The following is a 19,205-nucleotide window of genomic DNA, read 5'->3' on the forward strand; positions in this document are numbered from 1 at the left end:
TTGAGGTTGCTCGGATATACTAACGAGTAATCCGCCCTGCTTTTGCCTCTTCTAGCCAGCGTCCTTCAACGAGATATGGTGGTAACCAACCTGTCTCTACAGACAATCGGTTCCCTTTGTCATACCACATACATGCCATACCAAGCAGAGGGAAATTGATGAATGTACGAATGCCTATTCGCTCCGGACCAAGTTCTCGAAGGTGATATTGCTCCTGCAGCTTTAAGTTCTTAATCAGCACTTCTTCGAAGTCATAACCGATGTCGGTTGTCAGGGCAGCAAAGGTTTCTAGAATGCCCATCGCAATTTCTAATGCCCAGTCATCGCCCTGATCAATGGCCGCATCCATCGCGGCTACCAACTTATCAGGGTAATCGGAAGTACGATTGTGAAAAGACTGAATGACATCCACCAACATGTAAGACAGTTCTCCTGCCTTCGTAGAGCTTTGTTTCATGAGAGAAATCGGAAAGTCGGCCAGCAAATCCATGCTGGGTTTATCGCGTACGGTGACTGAGGTAAAATAAGCGTCTAACCACCTATTGGGGTGCAAGCATCCTGTTTTTAATATGCCTTCTCCTGTCCATGTGACTTCCGGGTGATCTAGTAACTTAATACTTAAAAGTTCGCTAGGCTTCATCGCTAACTGATGATAAAAAGCACGCATCAATGACGACTCGTAAAGGCAAAGCGTTGCTATTTTCTCAGTTTCTATTGCAGACGGAAAGCAAGTGTACCACCGAACTTGCTCTGACGTGTCGTCACTAAGGGCAATTAGGTTTTCTCTACGAATTGTGATTAGCTCTTTTCGCTCGTCCAAATCTTCATCAAAGTACATTTGATATTCAGCAACATCATGTTGCGATAGTTGAGGTTCCGCCTTTCTCTTTACGAAATCTTTCTTATTATTCTCAGTCATTTAATTCGCTCCGAATTCTACATTAAATTCCTTGATATTAACCGAGGGAACCCTTCCCTCATCAGAAATAGCAGTTTGAGTGTGAATATACCTAATTGGTCGTTTTTTTCTCATTGCTTTATTGATACTTCGAGCTGCTTTCCATTCGGTAGTGCCTTTACCTTTCTGAAACATCAATTCGGTAATTTCAGTTGCGTATTCTGCAGTACCTTGTTGATATGCCATATTTCCAACCTTCCTACTCCCCAACGGGCTGCTCCCACCTTTAGCCTCTACGATAATAATTTCACCAGGAGGAGGGTCTTCGACCTCATAAACCATATCGAAGTCTCCAAGCTTAGAGCCTGATGCTTCGATATCTTCAGGGGGCAATAGCTTGGCGGTTGGATACTTACTTCTAATAAAGTCATCGGCCGCCAACACACCTATTCGGTATGGTTCGTTTGCGTTAGATTTGGAAATGAGCCTATTACACTTTGCCAATTAGCAGAGATACTCAAACGACAGCAAAAAATAGCGTCAATATACCCCTTAGTTTTTCTATCGAGTGATCTTTCCTGCTTTGACGTCTTCTAGCCAACGTCCTTCAACAAGATATGGTGGCAGCCAACCTGTCTCTACAGACAATCGGTTCCCTTTGTCATACCACATACATGCCATACCAAGCAGAGGGAAATTGATGAATGTACGAATGCCTATTCGCTCCGGACCAAGTTCTCGAAGGTGATATTGCTCCTGCAGCTTCAAGTTCTTAATTAGCACTTCTTCGAAGTCATAACCAATGTCGGTTGTCAGGGCAGCAAAGGTTTCTAGAATGCCCATCGCAATTTCTAATGCCCAGTCATCACCCTGAGCAATGGTCGCATCCATCGCGGCTACCAACTTATCAGGGTAATCGGAAGTACGATTGTGAAAAGACTGAATGACATCCACCAACATGTAAGACAGTTCTCCTGCCTTTGTGGAACTTTGTTTTATCAGAGAAATAGGAAAGTTGGCCAATAGGTCTAAACTTGGTCTATCACGCACAATTGCTGATATAAAATAAGCATCCAGCCACATTGAAGGACAAATGAAGCCCATCTCTAAGATACCTTCACCATCCCATGTTACTTCTGGATAACCGAGTATCTGAACAGTTAATGGCTCATTCGGAAACATAGCAAGCCGATGATAACAAGCCCCCATTAATGAAGTTTCGTAAAGACGTAATGTACATATTTGCTCATCTTCATGTGAGGTTTGGAACCAGGTATACCAGCGAACCTGGTCAATGGCAAAGTCACCAAGACTGACTAGGTTTTCCCGTCTGACTTCAAGACATTCTTTTCTGTTATCTAGAACCCGGTTTATAAATTTTTTTTTATTCACAACGGCTTGTGTGTCAAGTTCAGGGTTTGCGTTGCGCTCTACAATGTTGACCGATTCATTACTTTGCATTTTTACTTTAGTCCTTTGGAATCAATTTTAAACTCTGCCACTTCTAGTTTTAAGTCCGATGCCTTTCCACTTTTAGGGATGCTCGCTTGAGTATGTATATATCGAATAGGTCTGCCGGATAAAGCGGCGTATTGAATTTCGTTGGCAGCTAATTCTTCCGTCGTTCCTTCTTTATTTTCTGACATTAGCTTAACTATTTCCGCCGCATATTTACCTGTACCTTGCTGATACGCTTCATTGCCAATTTTACGGCTGCCGAGCGGGCTGCTGCCACCCTTAGCCTCTACGACAATGATTTCACCCGGAGGAGGGTCTTCGACCTCATAAACCATATCGAAGTCACCAGGCTTGGAGCCTGATGTTTCAATATCTTCAGGGTGCAATAGTTTGGCAGTTGGATACTTACTTCTAACAAAGTCGTCGGCCGCCAACTCACCAATTTTTGCAGACTGCTCGTTGATCTTGGCTATTTGCGCATTATGACCTTCTGTTTCTCTTGCATTCATCGCCTCTTTGCGCATCTTCAGACACTTATCGATTTTTTCTTTGTTGCGATCTGTCAGTTCATAATCGTTGGTGTTTAGTTCCGAGTTTTCTTTGTATTCGGCTTTATTAAGCACCAGATCTTCAGTAAAGATTGTGCAGCCCTGCTCGCCATCTGCACTCTCAGAGTCCAGTACATGCGCATTTACAAACTCCTCTATACCGACTACGTACTGAACTTTTTGTTTGCTGCCACCTGATTGATTGATGTGACGATAAAAGGTGATTTCGTTTTTCTGGCAATCAATATGATCGATATCGTATTCATACCTGATGTGGTTTTTGCCATTGGGTTTACGAATCTTAACTTGTGAACGAACACCATCTTCCCCAACAGATGTTTCTTTAGCTGCTTGCAATACACGGTCGCACAACTCTTTGGGTACTTTGCCTTGAGAATGGATTTCAACCAACATTTTAGATAAACGTTTTAAACCTTCATCGCAAAGTAGCCCTGTAGGGTCAATCCATTGAATAGGGTTAATGGCATATTGATAATGGTTAACACCGCCCGCAATGCTTATGGGATCTTGTTGAATAAAGCGGCCGAGGGTCGGGTCATAGTAACGTGCTAAATTGTAATGTAACTGGGTTTCGCAATCGAAGTACTGCCCTTGAAACCTTAGCGGGTTAACGACTTCTTCAATATCAATGTGCGCATACCCAAACGTGTCGTAAGTCGCTTGCCATACTGTCCTTCCGTCAATATCTTTGAGTACTTCTGGCTTTCCGACTTGGTCACATTGATAAAAATACACATGGCCATCTTCATACAACGCTAGAGGGATATAAGTTTCAGGTTGATAGAAGTACCAACGGAATGAACCTGAAAAATACTCACCAATCAAGCGTTCTCCTTCCCAGAAGAACTCACGAATTCCATTTTCGGAGATTTTCCTTGTCCGTCGACCAAGAGCATCATATTCAAATTGACATATACCTTTGAATAAATGCACTTCTATCAATTGATTCAAGGCGTCAAAGACTCGAGTTTGGGTGTAACCGTTCCCTTCTGCTGAAACTTGATTCCCCTGAGAGTCGTATTTGTATCTCATGTTGCCATACATATCGACTCGGTCTAAATGTACTTCGCAATCAGGAATTTTGGGGTTTCCAAAGCTATCAAAACAAAAAGACTGAATATCTTTTGGGGAATTTACACGTATGAGTTGCCCAAGTTTATCGTAATGAAAATGTGTCTTTCCAAACACGCTGTCGACAATAGTAGATATGTGATTACTTGCGTTGAATAAGTAACTCTTTTTCCTATCGGGCCAACATTGTTCTTTCAAACGCCCAATACCATCGAACACCTTATTCTCTATAAAGTCATTGCTTTTAATGGCGCAGATTCTGCCAGTTTTGTCGTAGTTGAATTCCACCTTATGTCTCGCATCATCTCCAATAATGACAGCAGACACTTGTCCATATCGATCATATTCGTGTACGACATTCGTTTTATCCGGCAACGATACCTGTAGCAACTTGCCGAGGCGACTATATTCTTGGGTGAATTCGAACGACCCTTGAACCCGCTTTATTTGGTTTCCTGATGGGCAGTAATGATATTGAAGAGTTTGATGCTTATTGGAGGCAAAAGTAATTTTCCCACCTAGGGTGTAACTGAAGTGACTTTCGTTGATAAAGCGACCATTTCCTGCCCGAACATTAGACAAATAACCTGCATCATCATACCTGTATAGCACTGTCCGTTCATGAACTTGTTTTTCGGCAATCCTTCCCATCGAATCATAGCGAAACTTGGTTTCTATCCCATCAAAGCCTTGGGTTGAGATCAATTCCCCTTCTTGATCGTAAGAAAAGCAAAATTCCAATCCATCACTACGTATGAGTTTGCTGAGGTTTCTTTCCTCATCGTATTCATAGAAAAAGCTACTCCCATCAGCAAGCACAATACCTTCTTGCTGGTTTAGCTGTCCCCAAACAATTTGCGTGACGCCTTCGGGCGTTGATACTCTTACTACTCGGCTGTACTCATCGTAGGAATACTCTTCACTAAAGCCTGTTTTGTCACTCTCGTTATAAAACTGCACGCTTGTGCGTTTACCAGTATCATCATAAGTTAACGAAGCAATACAGCCATCGGGGTAAGCGATACCATTGATCCAACCATTTTCATTATGACTATACCGAATCAAAGTCCCATTAAGCTCGTGGGCTACGACTCGTTGCTGCTTATCCCACCACCATTGTTTAACCTCTCCATCAGAGCAAGTGCTGCGGATGATATGACCGTGTTTGTCGTATTCATACTTAGTCATGCACCCTTGAGAGTCGCTGTCCCATACTCGCTGTCCAAGGGAGTTATAAAAAACCTGCTCTGATTCGCCATCTGGCGTAATGACCTTAGTGAGTTGCCCCAGCGAGTCATACTCGTAGGCATTTATCGCACCAGAGGAATGCGACTTCGATACTAATTGACCTTGAAGGTTATACTGGTAACTTGTTTTGGTGTTGTCTGGATAGGTTTCGGTGACTTTCCTTCCTAAGTCGTCATAATCAAATGTCCATTTCCTTCCACTAGGACTGATTTTCTCTAATAACTTTCCCTGTTCATCATGGACAAATCTCCACGTGTCATTAAAAGAATTTGAGTATGATGAATGTGGAGGGTGAAAAGAAAATTGGTAGTCATATACGCCTAGGTCACCATAGTTTCTAATACAGACGGCTTCAGTATCATCCCCCTCCCAAACAAAATGATGGGCAAAGCCTGTTGGTCTAACTCGTTTGGTGATGAGGTGTGAATGGTTGTAATAATAATGCTCAGTCAACTTCCATTGATTTGACGCTTTAACAAGATCAAATTCAGAGTTGTACTCAAAAGTCGCTAACGCTTTTCCTGTATTAGGTAGGAATAATTCGACCAAGCGACCTTCATCATTATATTGACACTCTATCGTCGGTTGTTTATTCGTAGCAATTCGAATCAAGCGATGGTTTTGTGAATACTCAAGCTGATAGTTTGAAAAGATGTCAGATCGAATTTCTCTTAATAGCCACTTTTCGCGCTTCAGCTCAAATCGGTATTGATTACCGTTTGCTAAAGTAATAACTCTTGTCACTGAGTTTAAAAAATGACAACTTGCACCTACGTAAATTTGATAACTGGTTGCACCGACTGACACTGGCGTAAAGCTGATGACATCAGCAAGTTCATTTTTGAACTCCCAATTTATTACGGATCCTTTTTCGTCATGGTTATCTTTAAGATCGAATGAAAAGTTGTGCCTCCACCCATAACCCAACCCTTGATCGGTATCCGAGATGCTTGAGCGATATGTTCTCGACCATACAAAACCGTTCTGCAGTTCTACATCCGTTAACGTCAGTATCTCCTCGCCACTAACTAAGGATACTGGATCACCTGCTTTTTGGTCTTTTTCACAGCTCTCTTTTTGTGGTTTGGCTGACATTGCATCGACCCTAGCCTGCTGCTTTTGCTCGGCTTTTAGGGGTTGTTTGCTACTGACTTTGGTAGACGAATTTGGGGGATTTGTCACCCCTGTGGTCATCACATGTTCTTTTGAAGGAGGGATGAAAGAAGCTTTTAATTTGCCGTTGAGCAACGCTTCTGAAAGACGAGGTAAGTAGCTATCAAATGGCGACTCTGTTTCAACTAGCTGTGGTGGAAATTCCCCAATTTGATAGAAGAGTCTTTCAATATCAGAGGTTTCTGCATTCTGAAACCCTTTTAAGAAATCTTCTGCAGCGATCAGAGAGTTGAATTCAACTAACTCACCATTAGGAGGTTTTTCACTCGATAAATGATATAGCGCACCAGATGTACTGATTAGGGGAAGAATGAATTGCGGAACCATAGCTGTAACGTGTTAGTCCTTTACTAATGCCTGTAGATAACAACTTTGCGCTGGCCTTGACACGCTTGTAGACCACTGATTTTCTTAGCGCTACACACTCTATCGACACAAATAAATCTGAGTAAATGCACAATAGTAGTGTTGTGAGTGATATCCCGTCACTTAGAACCTGTATTCTAAAGTTGTAGTAAATCTTTGAGGCTCCTCCATGAATATAAAAACGATCAAATAATCCTTAGTAATTCGCTTGTTTGAGACTGGGTGTCATATTTGTAAGACGAATCTTATGTTCAAGGCATAAAAAAGCCCCGCGATTGCGAGGCTCTTGAGCAAAGGTTCCGTTTTACAGGTTTGGACCTGTAGACGGTCTGTGCGGCATATTGTTGCGTAGTTGGTTCATACCTTGGTACATACGTAAGAACCACACTAGAATCGCTAGCGTTGCGAACAGCATACCAACCCAAGGAATGAAGTAAGCTACCGTGTCTAGCAAGGTGCTGTGCACCCAATAGTCACTTACGCCAACCAACACACCATTCGATGTTGCCACTGTTACGATCAATACAACAAAGAACGTGAAGTACAGGAAGAAAGTACGAATCAAGCCGTAGTAATGCGAGTTCACTACATCACTGTCTTCGCCTTTATCCAAGCGGTAGCCCGCGTAAATGATTGCGATAACGCCTGAGATCAAAAACGTAAACGGGGTCAAACAACTCAGGATGTACGCAACCCAAATCCCGTTATGAGGTTTGTTCATTCGCTTTCGCTCCTTTTGGTTCCGTGTTTGCCGTATCTGTTTCGCCCATCGCTTCTTTGGATTTTACTTCTTCATACCAAAGATCGTGGTGTTCTTTCGCCCATGTTTCGTCAACTTCACCGGTAACCATACCTTCTAACGCACCTTCCATACCGAATAGACCGATGTAGATGTGGAAGACAAAGCCACAGATTAGAATCAATGCCGAAATCGCGTGAACAAGGTTAGACAATTCCATATCGCGACGAGTTTGGCCAAAAATTGGGAAATCCAGAATTAAACCACTCACTGCAGCGATAGCACCAAAGAAAATCAACAACCAGTAAATCGCCTTTTCACCACCGTTCGAGAAACCAGCCGATGGGTGCGTACCTTTATGTTTACCAACCATACCGCCCATTTTCATGAACCAACGGATGTCTGTCATGTTAGGGATAGATTTGCGCCACCATTTCAGTAGAACAAACATCAGCAAGATGAAGAACAGCGGACCCATGTAGTTGTGGTACTGCTTCGCCAACATGACGATGAAGCCCCAGAACTCAGTTGGTACGTACGGTTTTAAGAAGTGCTTACCGTAAACCAGCATCAAACCACTGAACGCCAACGTTAAGAAGGTAAACGCCATGCTCCAGTGTAGTGCGCGGTCTAGTCGAGACCAGCGTTTCATCTTCTTGCCAGTACGTGGCTTGCTTAGCATCAGAGGACCAACGAATACGTAAGCCATGATAACCATTGCGATACTGCCGAAAATCGCGACAGCGCCCGCAGGAGACATCCATTTCTCTTTAAGAATGTACCAAGTCTCACCCGGAGTACTGATCAGCACACCGTGTTCCGCTGATTTCGACGTGGTATAGCCTTCTTGCCCCTCTTTGACCTGACGCCAGAAGTCTGCACCTGCAAGTTGCGTCATCTCCTGTTGTACCACTGGAGATGTGTCTTCTTGCGCAGACGCTGGCATCGCGAAGGTCAGCAGTAATGCTGTCATCATCGACAGCATTACAAGAGACGCACGTTTAAGAGTATTTAACATGTGTCTCTCCTACTTAGCTTTTGGTTGCGTCGTAAGAAAGATCGTTACCGTCTGTCCAACCTGCGTTTTTCGCACCGCGCTCAACCACACGTTGACGGAAGATGTCAGAAACTTTCTCTGCATCACCCGCTAGCAGTGCTTTTGTTGAACATAGTGACGCACACATAGGTAGCTTACCTTCAGCAATACGGTTCGCACCGTACTTCTCACGCTCTTCTAGAGAACCTGGTTCTGTGTTTGGACCACCTGCACAGAAAGTACATTTGTCCATTTTGCCACGCTCACCGAAAGATGCTTGTTTCGGGAACTGAGGCGCACCGAATGGACAAGCAAACAGACAGTAACCACAACCGATACAAAGATCTTTGTTGTGAAGAACGATGCCGTCTTCTGTGTGCTCGAAACAGTCAGCTGGACAAACTGCCATACAAGGCGCATCTGTACAGTGCATACAAGCAACAGAGATTGAGTTTTCACCTGGTTCACCGTCGTTCAGTGTTACCACGCGACGACGTTGAATACCCCACTCAAGCGCATCATCGTTTTCGTTCTTACATGCAGTAACACAGCCGTTACACTCGATACAGCGTTTGGTGTCACATAGGAATTTCATTCGTGCCATTGTCAGACTCCTTACGCTTTACGAATGTTACATAGGGTTACTTTAGTTTCCTGCATCAAAGTAACAGGGTCGTAACCGTAAGTGGTTGCCGTGTTGGCTGCTTCACCAACAACATAAGGGTCCGTACCTTCTGGGTACTTAGGACGTAGGTCTTCACCTTCAAACTTACCGCCGAAGTGGAACGGAATGAACGCCAGACCCGGTTTAACACGACGAGTTACCATCGCCTTCACCTTGATGCGGCCTTTTTCTGCACCTTCAACCCAAACGTCATCGCCATCTTTGAAGCCAAGATCGTTTGCGTCTTTCGGGTTCACTTCAACGAACATTTCTTGTTGAAGTTCAGCAAGCCATGGGTTTGAACGTGTTTCTTCACCACCACCTTCGTACTCAACCAAGCGACCAGAAGTCAGGATGATTGGGTATTCACCAGACTTGTCTTCTTTCTGGATAGACTTGTAAAGCGTTGGTACACGGAAGATTGCTTCTTTGTCGTCCCAAGTTGGGTAATCCGTTACAAGGTCACGACGAGGCGTGTATAGCGGCTCACGGTGTAGCGGTACGCGGTCTGGGAATGTCCAAACAATCGCGCGCGCTTTTGCGTTACCAAACGGGATACAACCGTGCTTGATTGCTACGCGTTGGATACCGCCAGACAGGTCAGTTTTCCAGTTTTTACCTTCCGCGGCTGCTTTTTCTTCAGCCGTTAGGTCGTCCCACCAACCAAGCTGTTTGATTAGCTTGTCAGAGAACTCTGGGTAACCGTCTTTGATTTCACAGCCTTTGGAGTAGCTGTCTTCAGCAAGTAGGCTTTGACCTTCGAATTCCACACCGAAACGCGTACGGAAGTTACCGCCACCTTCTGCAACCGTTTTAGACGTATCGTACAGAATGTGTGTGCCTGGGTGTTTCATCTCTGGCGTGCCCCAACATGGCCAAGGTAGACCGTAAGTCTCACCATTCACAGGACCACCCTCTGCTTCCAGAGATGTCTTGTGGAATGTGTGCCAGTTTTGTTGGTGCGCTTTTAGACGCTCTGGGCTTTGACCTGTGTAACCGATCGTCCACATGCCTTTGTTAAATTCGCGAGTGATGTCTTCAATCACTGGCTGGTTGTTCTCAACACGGATGTTCTTGAACAGCAGATCTTCATAACCTAGCTTTTTAGTTAGCAGGTACATGATTTCATGGTCAGGTTTAGATTCGAACAATGGTTCGATAACCTGATCACGCCACTGAATAGAGCGGTTAGAAGCAGTTACACTGCCGTGTGTTTCGAATTGAGTCGTTGCTGGAAGCAGATAAACGCCGTCAGTACGGTCGTTCATTACCGCTGCGACTGTTGGGTATGGGTCGACAATAACCATCATATCCAGCTTCTGCATCGCTTTCTTCATCTCAGGACCACGAGTCTGAGAGTTTACTGCATGACCCCAGTAGAACATTGCACGGATGTTTTCACGTTGACGAATGTTGTCTTTGTTTTCAAGTACACCATCCACCCAACGAGACACAGGAATGCCTGCACTGTTCATTGGTTTTTGACCGCCGTAAGCGTTGTCATCAAAGCGACCTTTTACCCAATCAAAATCGATGTCCCACACTTTCGACCAGTGACGCCATGAACCCTCAGACAGACCGTAGTAGCCTGGAAGCGTATCAGATAGTACGCCAAGGTCAGTTGCACCCTGTACGTTATCGTGACCACGGAAGATGTTTGCACCGCCGCCCGATTTACCGATGTTACCTAGCGCAAGCTCAAGTACACAGTAAGCACGAGTGTTGTTGTTACCAGTCGTATGCTGAGTACCACCCATACACCAAACGATACAACCCGGACGGTTTTCAGAAAGCAGTTTCGCTGTTTGGTAAACTTCAGATTCAGGAACGCCAGTTACGCGCTCAACTTCTGCTGGTGTCCACTTAGCTACTTCCGCACGGATTTCATCCATACCGAAAACACGCTGACGAATGAACTCTTTGTCTTCCCAGTTATTCGCAAAGACATGCCATAGCACGCCCCAAATGAACGCAACGTCAGAACCCGGACGTAGAGATACGTAGTGATCCGATTTCGCAGCTGTACGAGTACGACGAGGATCCGCTACAACGATCTTACAGTTGTTCTTCTCTTTCGCGATAAGGATATGCTGCATCGCAACAGGGTGCGCTTCTGCAGGGTTAGAGCCAATGAACAGCATCGACTTACAGTTGTGCATGTCATTGAAAGAGTTGGTCATCGCACCGTAACCCCAAGTGTTTGCCACACCTGCTACGGTTGTTGAGTGACAGATACGTGCTTGGTGGTCAACGTTGTTGGTACCCCAAAGTGACGCCATTTTACGGTATAGGTACGCTTGTTCGTTGTTGTGCTTCGCACTACCCAACCAGTAAACTGAATCTGGACCCGACTCTTTGCGGATGTCCATCACCTTGTTGCCGATTTCTTCGATCGCTTGATCCCAAGAAAGCTTCTTCCACTTACCGTTTTCAAGCTTCATTGGGTATTTCAGACGACGCTCACCGTGTCCATGCTCGCGCAGTGCTGCACCTTTTGCACAGTGTCCACCAGCGTTGAATGGGTGATCGAATGCAGGCTCTTGACCTGTCCATACGCCGTTTTGAACTTCAGCGTAGATACCACAACCTACAGAACAGTGAGAACAGATGGTACGTTTTACTTCTGTTTTCGCTTCTGGATCCACCGATTTAGCTTGTGCTTTCTTCATCATGCCCGGTGCAAAAAGACTTGCACCTACAACCGCACCACCAGCAGCAAGCGAGGTGTTTTTCATGAATGCACGGCGAGAAACGCCAAGCTGATTGGTTTCTTTGCTCACACTGTCGGAGCGTTTGACAAGTTTCATCCGTTATCTCCTAAAGTGTGTCGTAGTAATCGCGAATGTGTTGAGTTTCACGATACCCTTTCTTCTTCACGTCTTTTTCAGAAGGCTCAACCGTTTCTGAAGCGCTTGCCACTTTTGTTGTTCCAGCGACAACCGCACCAGCTACGGCTGCAGTCGTTAAGCCTTTCAGGAGATCCCTACGGCTTGTGTTTATTTCTTTATTATCTTTCATCATTGCTTCCTTACCTTACGGTAGATCTTTGGAGGCTATTGCCCCTCTATCGATATGACCAAGTACTGCTCGATTACTCGTAATCAGTGACGTTTTTCACATCAATTTTTAATTTGTGCTTACTGCTTTTGGTGTTCACGCTAAAGCGCACTTGTTCCAGTGTTAAGAACGCCTCACACAGTTGAGCTGCTGGCTTATAAAAGTTCGCGCTCTCTGCGTTTTCTAGTTGCTGAGTGAAAGAGTTAAACCAAGGTGCGATGTGTTTATTAAACACCGCTTGTTGAAGATCTTCTTCTTCACCCGTTAGCATCGACATCACTTCACAAAGTGCCGCGATGTGGTCTTCCGGCTCTTTCACATTCTCATCACGCTCGAAACCAAGCAGCTCCAAATCGTGACGAATTTCAGCCAGTGGTTTTTCCATCATTGCACCCGTCATGTGCCATGAGCCGAACGGCATCACTTCACCACGACCGATACCAATGAAAAGATCTTGGTATTCATCTTCTAGCGCTTCGCGGTTGGAATCTTTCGCCGCTTGTTGAAGCGCAATCCACGCTTTTTGCATTGCGCTTTCTGATGGTTCAACTTCTAGAGAAGTTAGGAACTCGATCATCTCTTCACTTGGTGCGCTACGGAAAAGCGCAGACAAAGCCAAGTAGATCTCTGTTCTCAGTGTTTGTTCTTGTTCTCGTTGTGTATCCACTGCGAGCTCCTAGTATTTCAGTTGTTTCATTGGGTCTTCTGCCATCGACTCAAACATGTCGATCACACGGCAGTCTTCACACATCGCGATACGATTGATCGCCGCTTCATCAGAGAAATGAGAGTGACCGCGTAACTTATTTTGTAGCATGTCGATCATAGACTGAGGTGCGAATGGCTTATGACAGCGAATACATTCCGCTGCTTTCTCTTCGTGAATCACAACCGCTTTTTGGCGCTCTTCTTTCACCCAGTTCATTCGTGGCGTTAGAGTCAGAACTTTCTCTGGACATGCTTTTTCACACAAACCACATTGAATACAATCTTGTTCAACGAATTTAAGTGATGGTGATTCACCGTCGGTATGAAGTGCACGTGTTGGACATACCGCCACACAACTCATACACAACGTACAATCTTTGCTCTCACAAGAAACATTGCCGTAAGGCGCGTTCGCAGGCAGTTCAACAATGTTCTCAACCGGAATACGAGAAGAAGACATTGCATCCAGCGCAGTAAATAAACGTTGACGCTTGTTACCTTGAAGATCGCCAAGAGCAAGATCGAATGAATCTGTACATAATGTTGGAGGACCTTCACGAAGCGATTCCAAGTAAAGGATATCGATGGTCTCTTTTGCGATACCAAGTTGATCCAATAGCTCTTGCGCGATACCCACTTCGTTGTTCAGAACACGAATGATGGTTGCAGGCATAAAGCGAGAAGCCGCAAATAACACTTGCGTCGCGCCATTAACTAGAGCGGCAAACCATGTATCGATACCGATAGAAGGAAGCTCTTCAACCACGATTGGAATCACGTTATCTGGTAGCGCTTTCAGTGCCATCACGTTGTAAGCCTCGTGACGAGAGCTACAGATAAGAACGATAGGATCCAGACCGCCCGCTTGCTCGTAGTTCGCTAGCGTGCGTTCAATGAATTTTTGCGTATCTTCAGGATTAGGTAGCGCGTAATGAATCGCTTCTGTCGGGCAAGCCGTTGCACAAGTACCCACGCCCTGACATAGGTATGGGTTAATCTCGATGCGATGACCGGTTTTATCACTGCCTTCACTTGATAGTGCACCAGCAGGACAAGCATCCACACAACGCTCACAACCTTTTACGCCACGAGAACTGTGCGCACATAGATCAGTGTCCAGACGGAAGAACTTTGGCTTATCAAACGTACCCATTAATGTTGGGATTTCTTCTAACGCTTCTGCCAGTTTTGGATAACCGCGTCCTACTGGGTAGTAACCCGGAACCGGAACCTCTTCTGACATACAACTGCTTAGACAAAGATCGAGAACAACATCGAAACAATCACTATTAATAGCGACTTTTGCTAGGTTGCTTGTTAGACCGTTATTTTCGATAAGCACTTCAAACGTGCCTAGGAAACCAGAAACCTGAACTGAGTTTGCAAAGTACAGTTCTGGATTGGTGCCTTTCTCTCCGTCTGTAGAAAGAAGTGTCAGGCTGTTCATTTGAGATAGCTGCGCGGCTGCACTCTCAATGATGGCAGTCGGTCCAACAATCAGTGTATTACCGCCACTCTCGTAGCTCACCGTTGGTGGAATAAGATTGGTCAACTCTACGGTATTTTCAAACGCATACAGACGCGCTTTACCGTTATTGGAAGTTGCTTGTTCTAATAGTTGTTTCAACATTGCTCAGTTCCATTTATACGCATGGATAGTTTCTTCCATCATTCATTGTAGTTAGCGCAGGCGATTCTGCTGATTAACTCGTCCGTAACTTCCTCTTTTGAGTAGTACCGACCTCGCCATATTTGCCTGTTAAGCAATTAGGCTAAGTTCAACGAAAATGGTAATGAGCAACAGATAGCAAATGTCGTGCCAATTAAATATAAGCTAATTTTCAATAGGTTAGCTATTTATCTTAGAAATTGTAGGGATAAAAAAACCGACTGAGACATTTTGTCTCAACCGGTTCATTGAGTATTTAGTCAAAATGTACCTATTCTTTGTGTGGTATATTTTGTCCCACTTCTTCTGGGCCTAGTTTTGTCTCTGGAATATCACTTTCATTAGATGCTGTGTTTATATCCAGTTCTTTTTGTTCTTCGGGAATTTCGGCACCTTCAGTAAGTTCTGCATCAGCCTCTTCAATATCACTTTGTTCTTTAGATTCAGCGATTTGGGCGTTTTCTTCTGCTGATTCTTCTTCTGTTTTCTCTTTCACCCAATCACGAAGTGTTTCAGCAACCCCTTCAGAAAGCGACTTGAGATTACTGTAGTCATCGTCGTAATCATCCAAACCATCACGGACGTTAAATTCTTCTGATAAGAACATCTTACGCAGTGCGGCTTTCTTAACGCTCTCTGACGCCTCAGAAACCAATAACTGCGCTACGGACATCTCTTCAGGATTGGTAGTTTCGCTTGATGTATCTTGAGCTTCAGTCTCTTTAGCAGGAGCCTCGGCAGCAGATGCTTCCGCTTCAGTGCTTAATTCTTGTTGTGCGTATGCGGTTCCTGGCTCAGTAGATTCAACAGAGTCCACAACCTTAGCCTCTGTAGACTCGGTCGTAGTTTCTTCTAATTTACGTTTCGACCAACGGCTAAAAAAACTAGTTGCCATTTGCTCTACCCGCTCCTTTGCGTTTCTTACGTCTTACTTCTAACAATTCACCGTGGCGACCGATAAAAGCTTCCATCCAAGCTTGAACGGCTAACGGCATATCATTGGATAATACTAGGTTATCGCCATCCATGTATTGCGCAGCGACAGTTTGAGACGCCGTAAGCAACTGAATCGTCGGTGTATCACCAGAGTCGACATTGTCCATAACCAAGAAAAGCTTTGGTTGTTGCGAGCTCAGGTTAAAGCGGTAATCGGTGCGCTCGTCTTTGTGCAATTGCAGCAAGCACACATGTTGAGTGTCTTCGGTTGGGTTAATTTCAAATCCCGTCAGTTGCCATTGGGTCGTAACCCAAATACCGGTACTGATCTCATGCTCTACAAGATCCACACCTACCGGCCATGAATCTTCATTTTTCTCGAACTGTTTCTTATCCGACATAACTCACCCAATTTGTTCTATGTTGGCTTTAAGACAGAAAAGGACATTTTGTACTTTGCTTTCAACCATTTTAGCGGTACAAAGCAATAAACGCGCCAAATCAAACTCAAATTCTCCCCAAGATCAAAACTAGTCGATACGCAAACCGATATCTGTGTCATTACTGCGATATCGCGGTTTTTGCATTGAATTGACCTAAAGCCTCGCAATTTCTCGCATAACGGCTATTTTGGAATGAGAATTGCTTTGTAAGCAGAGTTAAGACGAATAGACCCATTAATGAGAGCGTGTATCGGCTCTCTCATTCATTAGGACATGACTGTGGTAAAACCAAACATTATTAAAACCAGTGAAAATCCCCTACAGACCATCGAAGTAGAAGTGTTTGACGAATACGGTGAGAAGCTGACTAAGCAAATCGCCTGTGAGCGCCCTCTTACGGTGATGTTGAACTGGAAGGAAGTCGTTACGCTAATGACGCTTGGCTCTCGTCCTGAAGCGCTTGTGTTGGGTTATTTAAAGAACCAGAGCTTCTTGTCTGATCCTGAAGCGATTGAATCGGTCATTATTGACTGGGAAACGCACTCAGCTGCGGTTATCACCAAAGAAAATACTGAGCACTTAGAAGGCGCGCTGAAGAAGAAGACGGTGACGTCTGGTTGTGGTCAAGGCACTATGTACGGCAACGTGATGAAGCAGCTTGAAGATTACCAAGTGCCACAAGTGCCGTTGAAACAATCTGAAATCTACGCGGCGCTTGAAGCGTTGACGCATTACAACGATACCTACAAAAAAGCAGGTGCGGTGCATGGCTGTGCGGTTTGTAAAGGCAATGAAGTGCTGTCTTTTGTGGAAGATGTTGGTCGTCACAACGCGGTTGATACGCTAGCAGGTGAAATGTGGCTTAATCAAGAGACCGGTGAAGATAAGATTTTCTACACAACAGGTCGCCTTACATCAGAGATGGTGATTAAAGTAGCGCAGATGGGTATCCCTGTTTTGCTTTCTCGTTCAGGCGTGACTCAAATGGGGTTGGATCTGGCGAAAAAGTTTGGCATTACTACTATCGCTCGTGCGAAAGGCTTACGCTTCCAAGTATTTACCGGAGCAGAGAAGATTGAGTTCGACGTAAAGGGTAACTCGTAACGGCTCTATCACTCAGACTTGCAATACACCTCCAATATACTATTAGTTTTATATATGACATCTCATTATGAATTGCGGTGCATAAATTAAACGTCAATAGCTAGGGAGGTGTCCATGCCAGGGTCACCAATACTTGAACGACTTACCAATCTATCCATCCGAGCAAAACTTACATCCATTATTGTCATTCTTCTCATAGGCATTTCTGGATACGCCTATATTGAGCAAGCGAGCTTTGAAAGACTTGATTCCCTGAGGCACGCAATCGAGGTTAATCAGCTCAGCGAAATAGAACTCCTCACCCTACGAAGGCATGAAAAAGACTTTCTTGCTCGTCATGATCCCAAATACCTTTCAAGATTTAGTAAAACCTTTCAAGAACTCGAAGTGTCACTCGATGAACTGAATACGTTTATCACACAAAATGCACCGCAATACAATTCAACTATCCAAGAAGCTCAAAGCCGTATTTTTGAGTATCAACGACAATTCAAAGAGCTGAGTAACGAAGTAACAAAACTCTACACACCAAACGGCTTTTATGCACAGCTGGCAACAGCACGCGAAGAGCTAAAGAGAGCGACAATAGACACACACAGCGCACAAGCAAAAATCGCCTACTTAGAGTTAGTTGAGTTGGATTATCAATATCTTTCCCTGCCATCTATGAACCTTGGCCAGCGTCTCATTTCAAAAGCCTCGGATTTAGTTAATATAGAAGCCGTGACTTTCCCTTCTCTTGAGCACTCTTCACGCCTCTATTTATCTTCCCTAACATCTTTAGTCTCAAGTTTTGAGCGTATTGGCTACACCCCTAGTCTAGGTTTCAGTGGGGCATTAAGAAGTAATGTCCACCTCTTAGAACAACAGCTATTTGATCTACAAAAGAACATTGAAGTGATGGCCAAAAATGCGCAACAAGAAGTTCAGTTCCAACTTCATATAATTGGAGCGTTCATCGCACTGTTCGTATCGACATTGCTTATCTTACTATCTGTGACCATATCGAGACGCTTGAATGCAATCACACATATGATGAACAACATTTCATCAGGTGATGGTGATTTAACCGTAAGAATGGAAGCGAGAGGCAAAGATGAGTTGGGACAATTGGCTCAGTCCTTTGACTTCTTCATAGAAAAAATACACAACAATATGATTGAGCTCGCTGCAGTGCTGGAAATTCTTAAAGTAAGTGCTTCAACGTGTAAGCACAGCGCAGACAAGAGCATGAATAATAGCCAATTGCAAAAGGTCGAAGCGGAGTCTGTCGCAACGGCGGTCAATGAGTTGGTGATGACGAGTAATGAGATCAACAACAATATCGATGCTGCGGCGCAAACAGCAAGCGAAGTTCGTCGTAGTGCAATAGAAACACTTTCTTTAACTGAGCAATCGAAGCAGAGCACCACAACTCTAATGGAGCATATCCATGCCTCCAAATCTACCGTTGAAGATTTGGAAGGCCAGAGCCAAGAGATCAACCATATCGTCTCCTCTATTCAGCGTATTGCAGAACAAACAAACTTACTCGCACTTAATGCGGCTATTGAAGCAGCAAGAGCTGGTGATAGTGGACGAGGATTCGCAGTCGTGGCCGATGAAGTAAGACAATTGGCAATACTCACCAATGATTCGACCCATCAAATTGAAACCACGATTAGTCAGCTTGGCATGGGTGTGCAACAAGCCGTAAACATGATGCAAACCAGTTTCGAGCAAGCCGAAGAAACCAATTCGATCAGTTCAAAAGCTCAAGGCTCAATAGAGTCAATCACTACGCAAGTGGATACCTTATTCGATATGAATTCCCAAATATCCGCTGCATCCGAAGAGCAAAGCACAGTGTCAAGTGAGATTGACCGTAATATTACCCAAATCGCGGTACTAGCCAGTGAGACCCATCAACTCGTTGCCCAATCTTCTACGTCGAGTAACGAGGTTGAGAGCGTAAGTTCAAGATTACAGACGCTACTTGGTCAATTTAAGTATTAATGGAAAAAGCATAGCTACGGGGAAGTTCAGCGCCGCTGCTATGCACCTTTTCAATTATTAAAGACTTGAGC

15 protein-coding genes are annotated in these 19,205 nt (G+C 44.5%); 2 read left to right on the plus strand and 13 right to left on the minus strand.

Features of this window, described 5'->3' with window-relative positions:
- Positions 1-19: 19 nt before the first annotated feature.
- The 13 genes from J4N37_RS07585 to J4N37_RS07645 all read right to left on the minus strand — a co-directional run bounded on the left by J4N37_RS07585 (position 20) and on the right by J4N37_RS07645 (position 15,993).
- Positions 20-919 (minus strand): immunity 49 family protein, encoded by a 900-nt coding sequence (locus tag J4N37_RS07585; RefSeq protein WP_252042089.1) that lies wholly within the window; start codon positions 917-919, stop codon positions 20-22.
- Positions 920-1,342 (minus strand): hypothetical protein, encoded by a 423-nt coding sequence (locus J4N37_RS07590; RefSeq protein ID WP_252042091.1) that lies wholly within the window; start codon positions 1,340-1,342, stop codon positions 920-922. It lies immediately after the preceding gene.
- 117 nt (positions 1,343-1,459) lie between these two features.
- A complete protein-coding gene (locus tag J4N37_RS07595) occupies positions 1,460-2,359 on the minus strand; it encodes an immunity 49 family protein (RefSeq protein ID WP_252042092.1) in 900 nt (299 codons plus the stop codon).
- 2 nt (positions 2,360-2,361) lie between these two features.
- Entirely contained in the window at positions 2,362-6,744 is a 4,383-nt protein-coding gene (locus J4N37_RS07600; protein WP_252042093.1) for an RHS repeat-associated core domain-containing protein, read from the minus strand.
- A gap of 343 nt (positions 6,745-7,087) precedes the next feature.
- Positions 7,088-7,504: a membrane protein gene (locus tag J4N37_RS07605; RefSeq protein WP_038896939.1), complete on the minus strand. Its 417-nt coding sequence runs from the start codon at positions 7,502-7,504 to the stop codon at positions 7,088-7,090.
- Positions 7,488-8,540 (minus strand): formate dehydrogenase subunit gamma, encoded by a 1,053-nt coding sequence (locus tag J4N37_RS07610; RefSeq protein ID WP_252040407.1) that lies wholly within the window; start codon positions 8,538-8,540, stop codon positions 7,488-7,490. Before J4N37_RS07610 ends, J4N37_RS07605 begins: the two co-directional genes overlap by 17 nt.
- 13 nt (positions 8,541-8,553) lie before the next feature.
- On the minus strand, positions 8,554-9,162 hold the full coding sequence (gene fdh3B / locus J4N37_RS07615) for a formate dehydrogenase FDH3 subunit beta (protein WP_005427693.1): 609 nt from the start codon (positions 9,160-9,162) through the stop codon (positions 8,554-8,556).
- An 11-nt stretch (positions 9,163-9,173) separates the two neighbouring features.
- The gene (locus J4N37_RS07620; protein WP_252040408.1) at positions 9,174-12,029 is read right to left on the minus strand and encodes a formate dehydrogenase subunit alpha; all 2,856 of its coding nucleotides are present in this window, start codon (positions 12,027-12,029) and stop codon (positions 9,174-9,176) included.
- Between the two features lie 10 nt (positions 12,030-12,039).
- On the minus strand, positions 12,040-12,240 hold the full coding sequence (locus tag J4N37_RS07625) for a twin-arginine translocation signal domain-containing protein (RefSeq protein ID WP_005427585.1): 201 nt from the start codon (positions 12,238-12,240) through the stop codon (positions 12,040-12,042).
- Positions 12,241-12,313: 73 nt separating this feature from the next.
- On the minus strand, positions 12,314-12,946 hold the full coding sequence (locus J4N37_RS07630; protein ID WP_252040410.1) for a TorD/DmsD family molecular chaperone: 633 nt from the start codon (positions 12,944-12,946) through the stop codon (positions 12,314-12,316).
- A gap of 9 nt (positions 12,947-12,955) precedes the next feature.
- On the minus strand, positions 12,956-14,617 hold the full coding sequence (locus tag J4N37_RS07635; RefSeq protein WP_252040412.1) for a 4Fe-4S dicluster domain-containing protein: 1,662 nt from the start codon (positions 14,615-14,617) through the stop codon (positions 12,956-12,958).
- Positions 14,618-14,927: 310 nt separating this feature from the next.
- Positions 14,928-15,551: a DUF3306 domain-containing protein gene (locus J4N37_RS07640; RefSeq protein WP_252040414.1), complete on the minus strand. Its 624-nt coding sequence runs from the start codon at positions 15,549-15,551 to the stop codon at positions 14,928-14,930.
- Positions 15,541-15,993: a DUF3305 domain-containing protein gene (locus tag J4N37_RS07645; protein WP_045389646.1), complete on the minus strand. Its 453-nt coding sequence runs from the start codon at positions 15,991-15,993 to the stop codon at positions 15,541-15,543. Before J4N37_RS07645 ends, J4N37_RS07640 begins: the two co-directional genes overlap by 11 nt.
- 321 nt (positions 15,994-16,314) lie before the next feature.
- Between J4N37_RS07645 and J4N37_RS07650 the strand changes: the two genes are divergently transcribed.
- Positions 16,315-17,139, plus strand: a complete 825-nt coding sequence (locus J4N37_RS07650; RefSeq protein ID WP_045389713.1) for a formate dehydrogenase accessory sulfurtransferase FdhD — start codon at positions 16,315-16,317, stop codon at positions 17,137-17,139.
- Between the two features lie 114 nt (positions 17,140-17,253).
- Positions 17,254-19,134 carry a methyl-accepting chemotaxis protein gene (locus J4N37_RS07655; protein WP_252040415.1) on the plus strand — a complete coding sequence of 627 codons (1,881 nt, stop codon included), beginning with the start codon at positions 17,254-17,256 and terminating at the stop codon, positions 19,132-19,134.
- Positions 19,135-19,205 lie beyond the last annotated feature (71 nt).

Origin of the sequence: Vibrio sp. SCSIO 43153 (assembly GCF_023716625.1) — a bacterium.
Taxonomy (GTDB): Bacteria; Pseudomonadota; Gammaproteobacteria; order Enterobacterales; family Vibrionaceae; genus Vibrio; species Vibrio rotiferianus.

Bases quoted from the DNA above. Each gene is read 5' to 3' on its own strand.
- J4N37_RS07585 (WP_252042089.1), bottom strand. From the start codon at position 919: ATGACTGAGAATAATAAGAAAGATTTCGTAAAGAGAAAGGCGGAACCT.
- J4N37_RS07595 (WP_252042092.1), bottom strand. From the start codon at position 2,359: ATGCAAAGTAATGAATCGGTCAACATTGTAGAGCGCAACGCAAACCCT.
- J4N37_RS07600 (WP_252042093.1), bottom strand. From the start codon at position 6,744: ATGGTTCCGCAATTCATTCTTCCCCTAATCAGTACATCTGGTGCGCTA.
- J4N37_RS07605 (WP_038896939.1), bottom strand. From the start codon at position 7,504: ATGAACAAACCTCATAACGGGATTTGGGTTGCGTACATCCTGAGTTGT.
- J4N37_RS07610 (WP_252040407.1), bottom strand. From the start codon at position 8,540: ATGTTAAATACTCTTAAACGTGCGTCTCTTGTAATGCTGTCGATGATG.
- fdh3B (WP_005427693.1), bottom strand. From the start codon at position 9,162: ATGGCACGAATGAAATTCCTATGTGACACCAAACGCTGTATCGAGTGT.
- J4N37_RS07620 (WP_252040408.1), bottom strand. From the start codon at position 12,029: ATGAAACTTGTCAAACGCTCCGACAGTGTGAGCAAAGAAACCAATCAG.
- J4N37_RS07625 (WP_005427585.1), bottom strand. From the start codon at position 12,240: ATGAAAGATAATAAAGAAATAAACACAAGCCGTAGGGATCTCCTGAAA.
- J4N37_RS07635 (WP_252040412.1), bottom strand. From the start codon at position 14,617: ATGTTGAAACAACTATTAGAACAAGCAACTTCCAATAACGGTAAAGCG.
- J4N37_RS07640 (WP_252040414.1), bottom strand. From the start codon at position 15,551: ATGGCAACTAGTTTTTTTAGCCGTTGGTCGAAACGTAAATTAGAAGAA.
- J4N37_RS07645 (WP_045389646.1), bottom strand. From the start codon at position 15,993: ATGTCGGATAAGAAACAGTTCGAGAAAAATGAAGATTCATGGCCGGTA.
- J4N37_RS07655 (WP_252040415.1), top strand. From the start codon at position 17,254: ATGCCAGGGTCACCAATACTTGAACGACTTACCAATCTATCCATCCGA.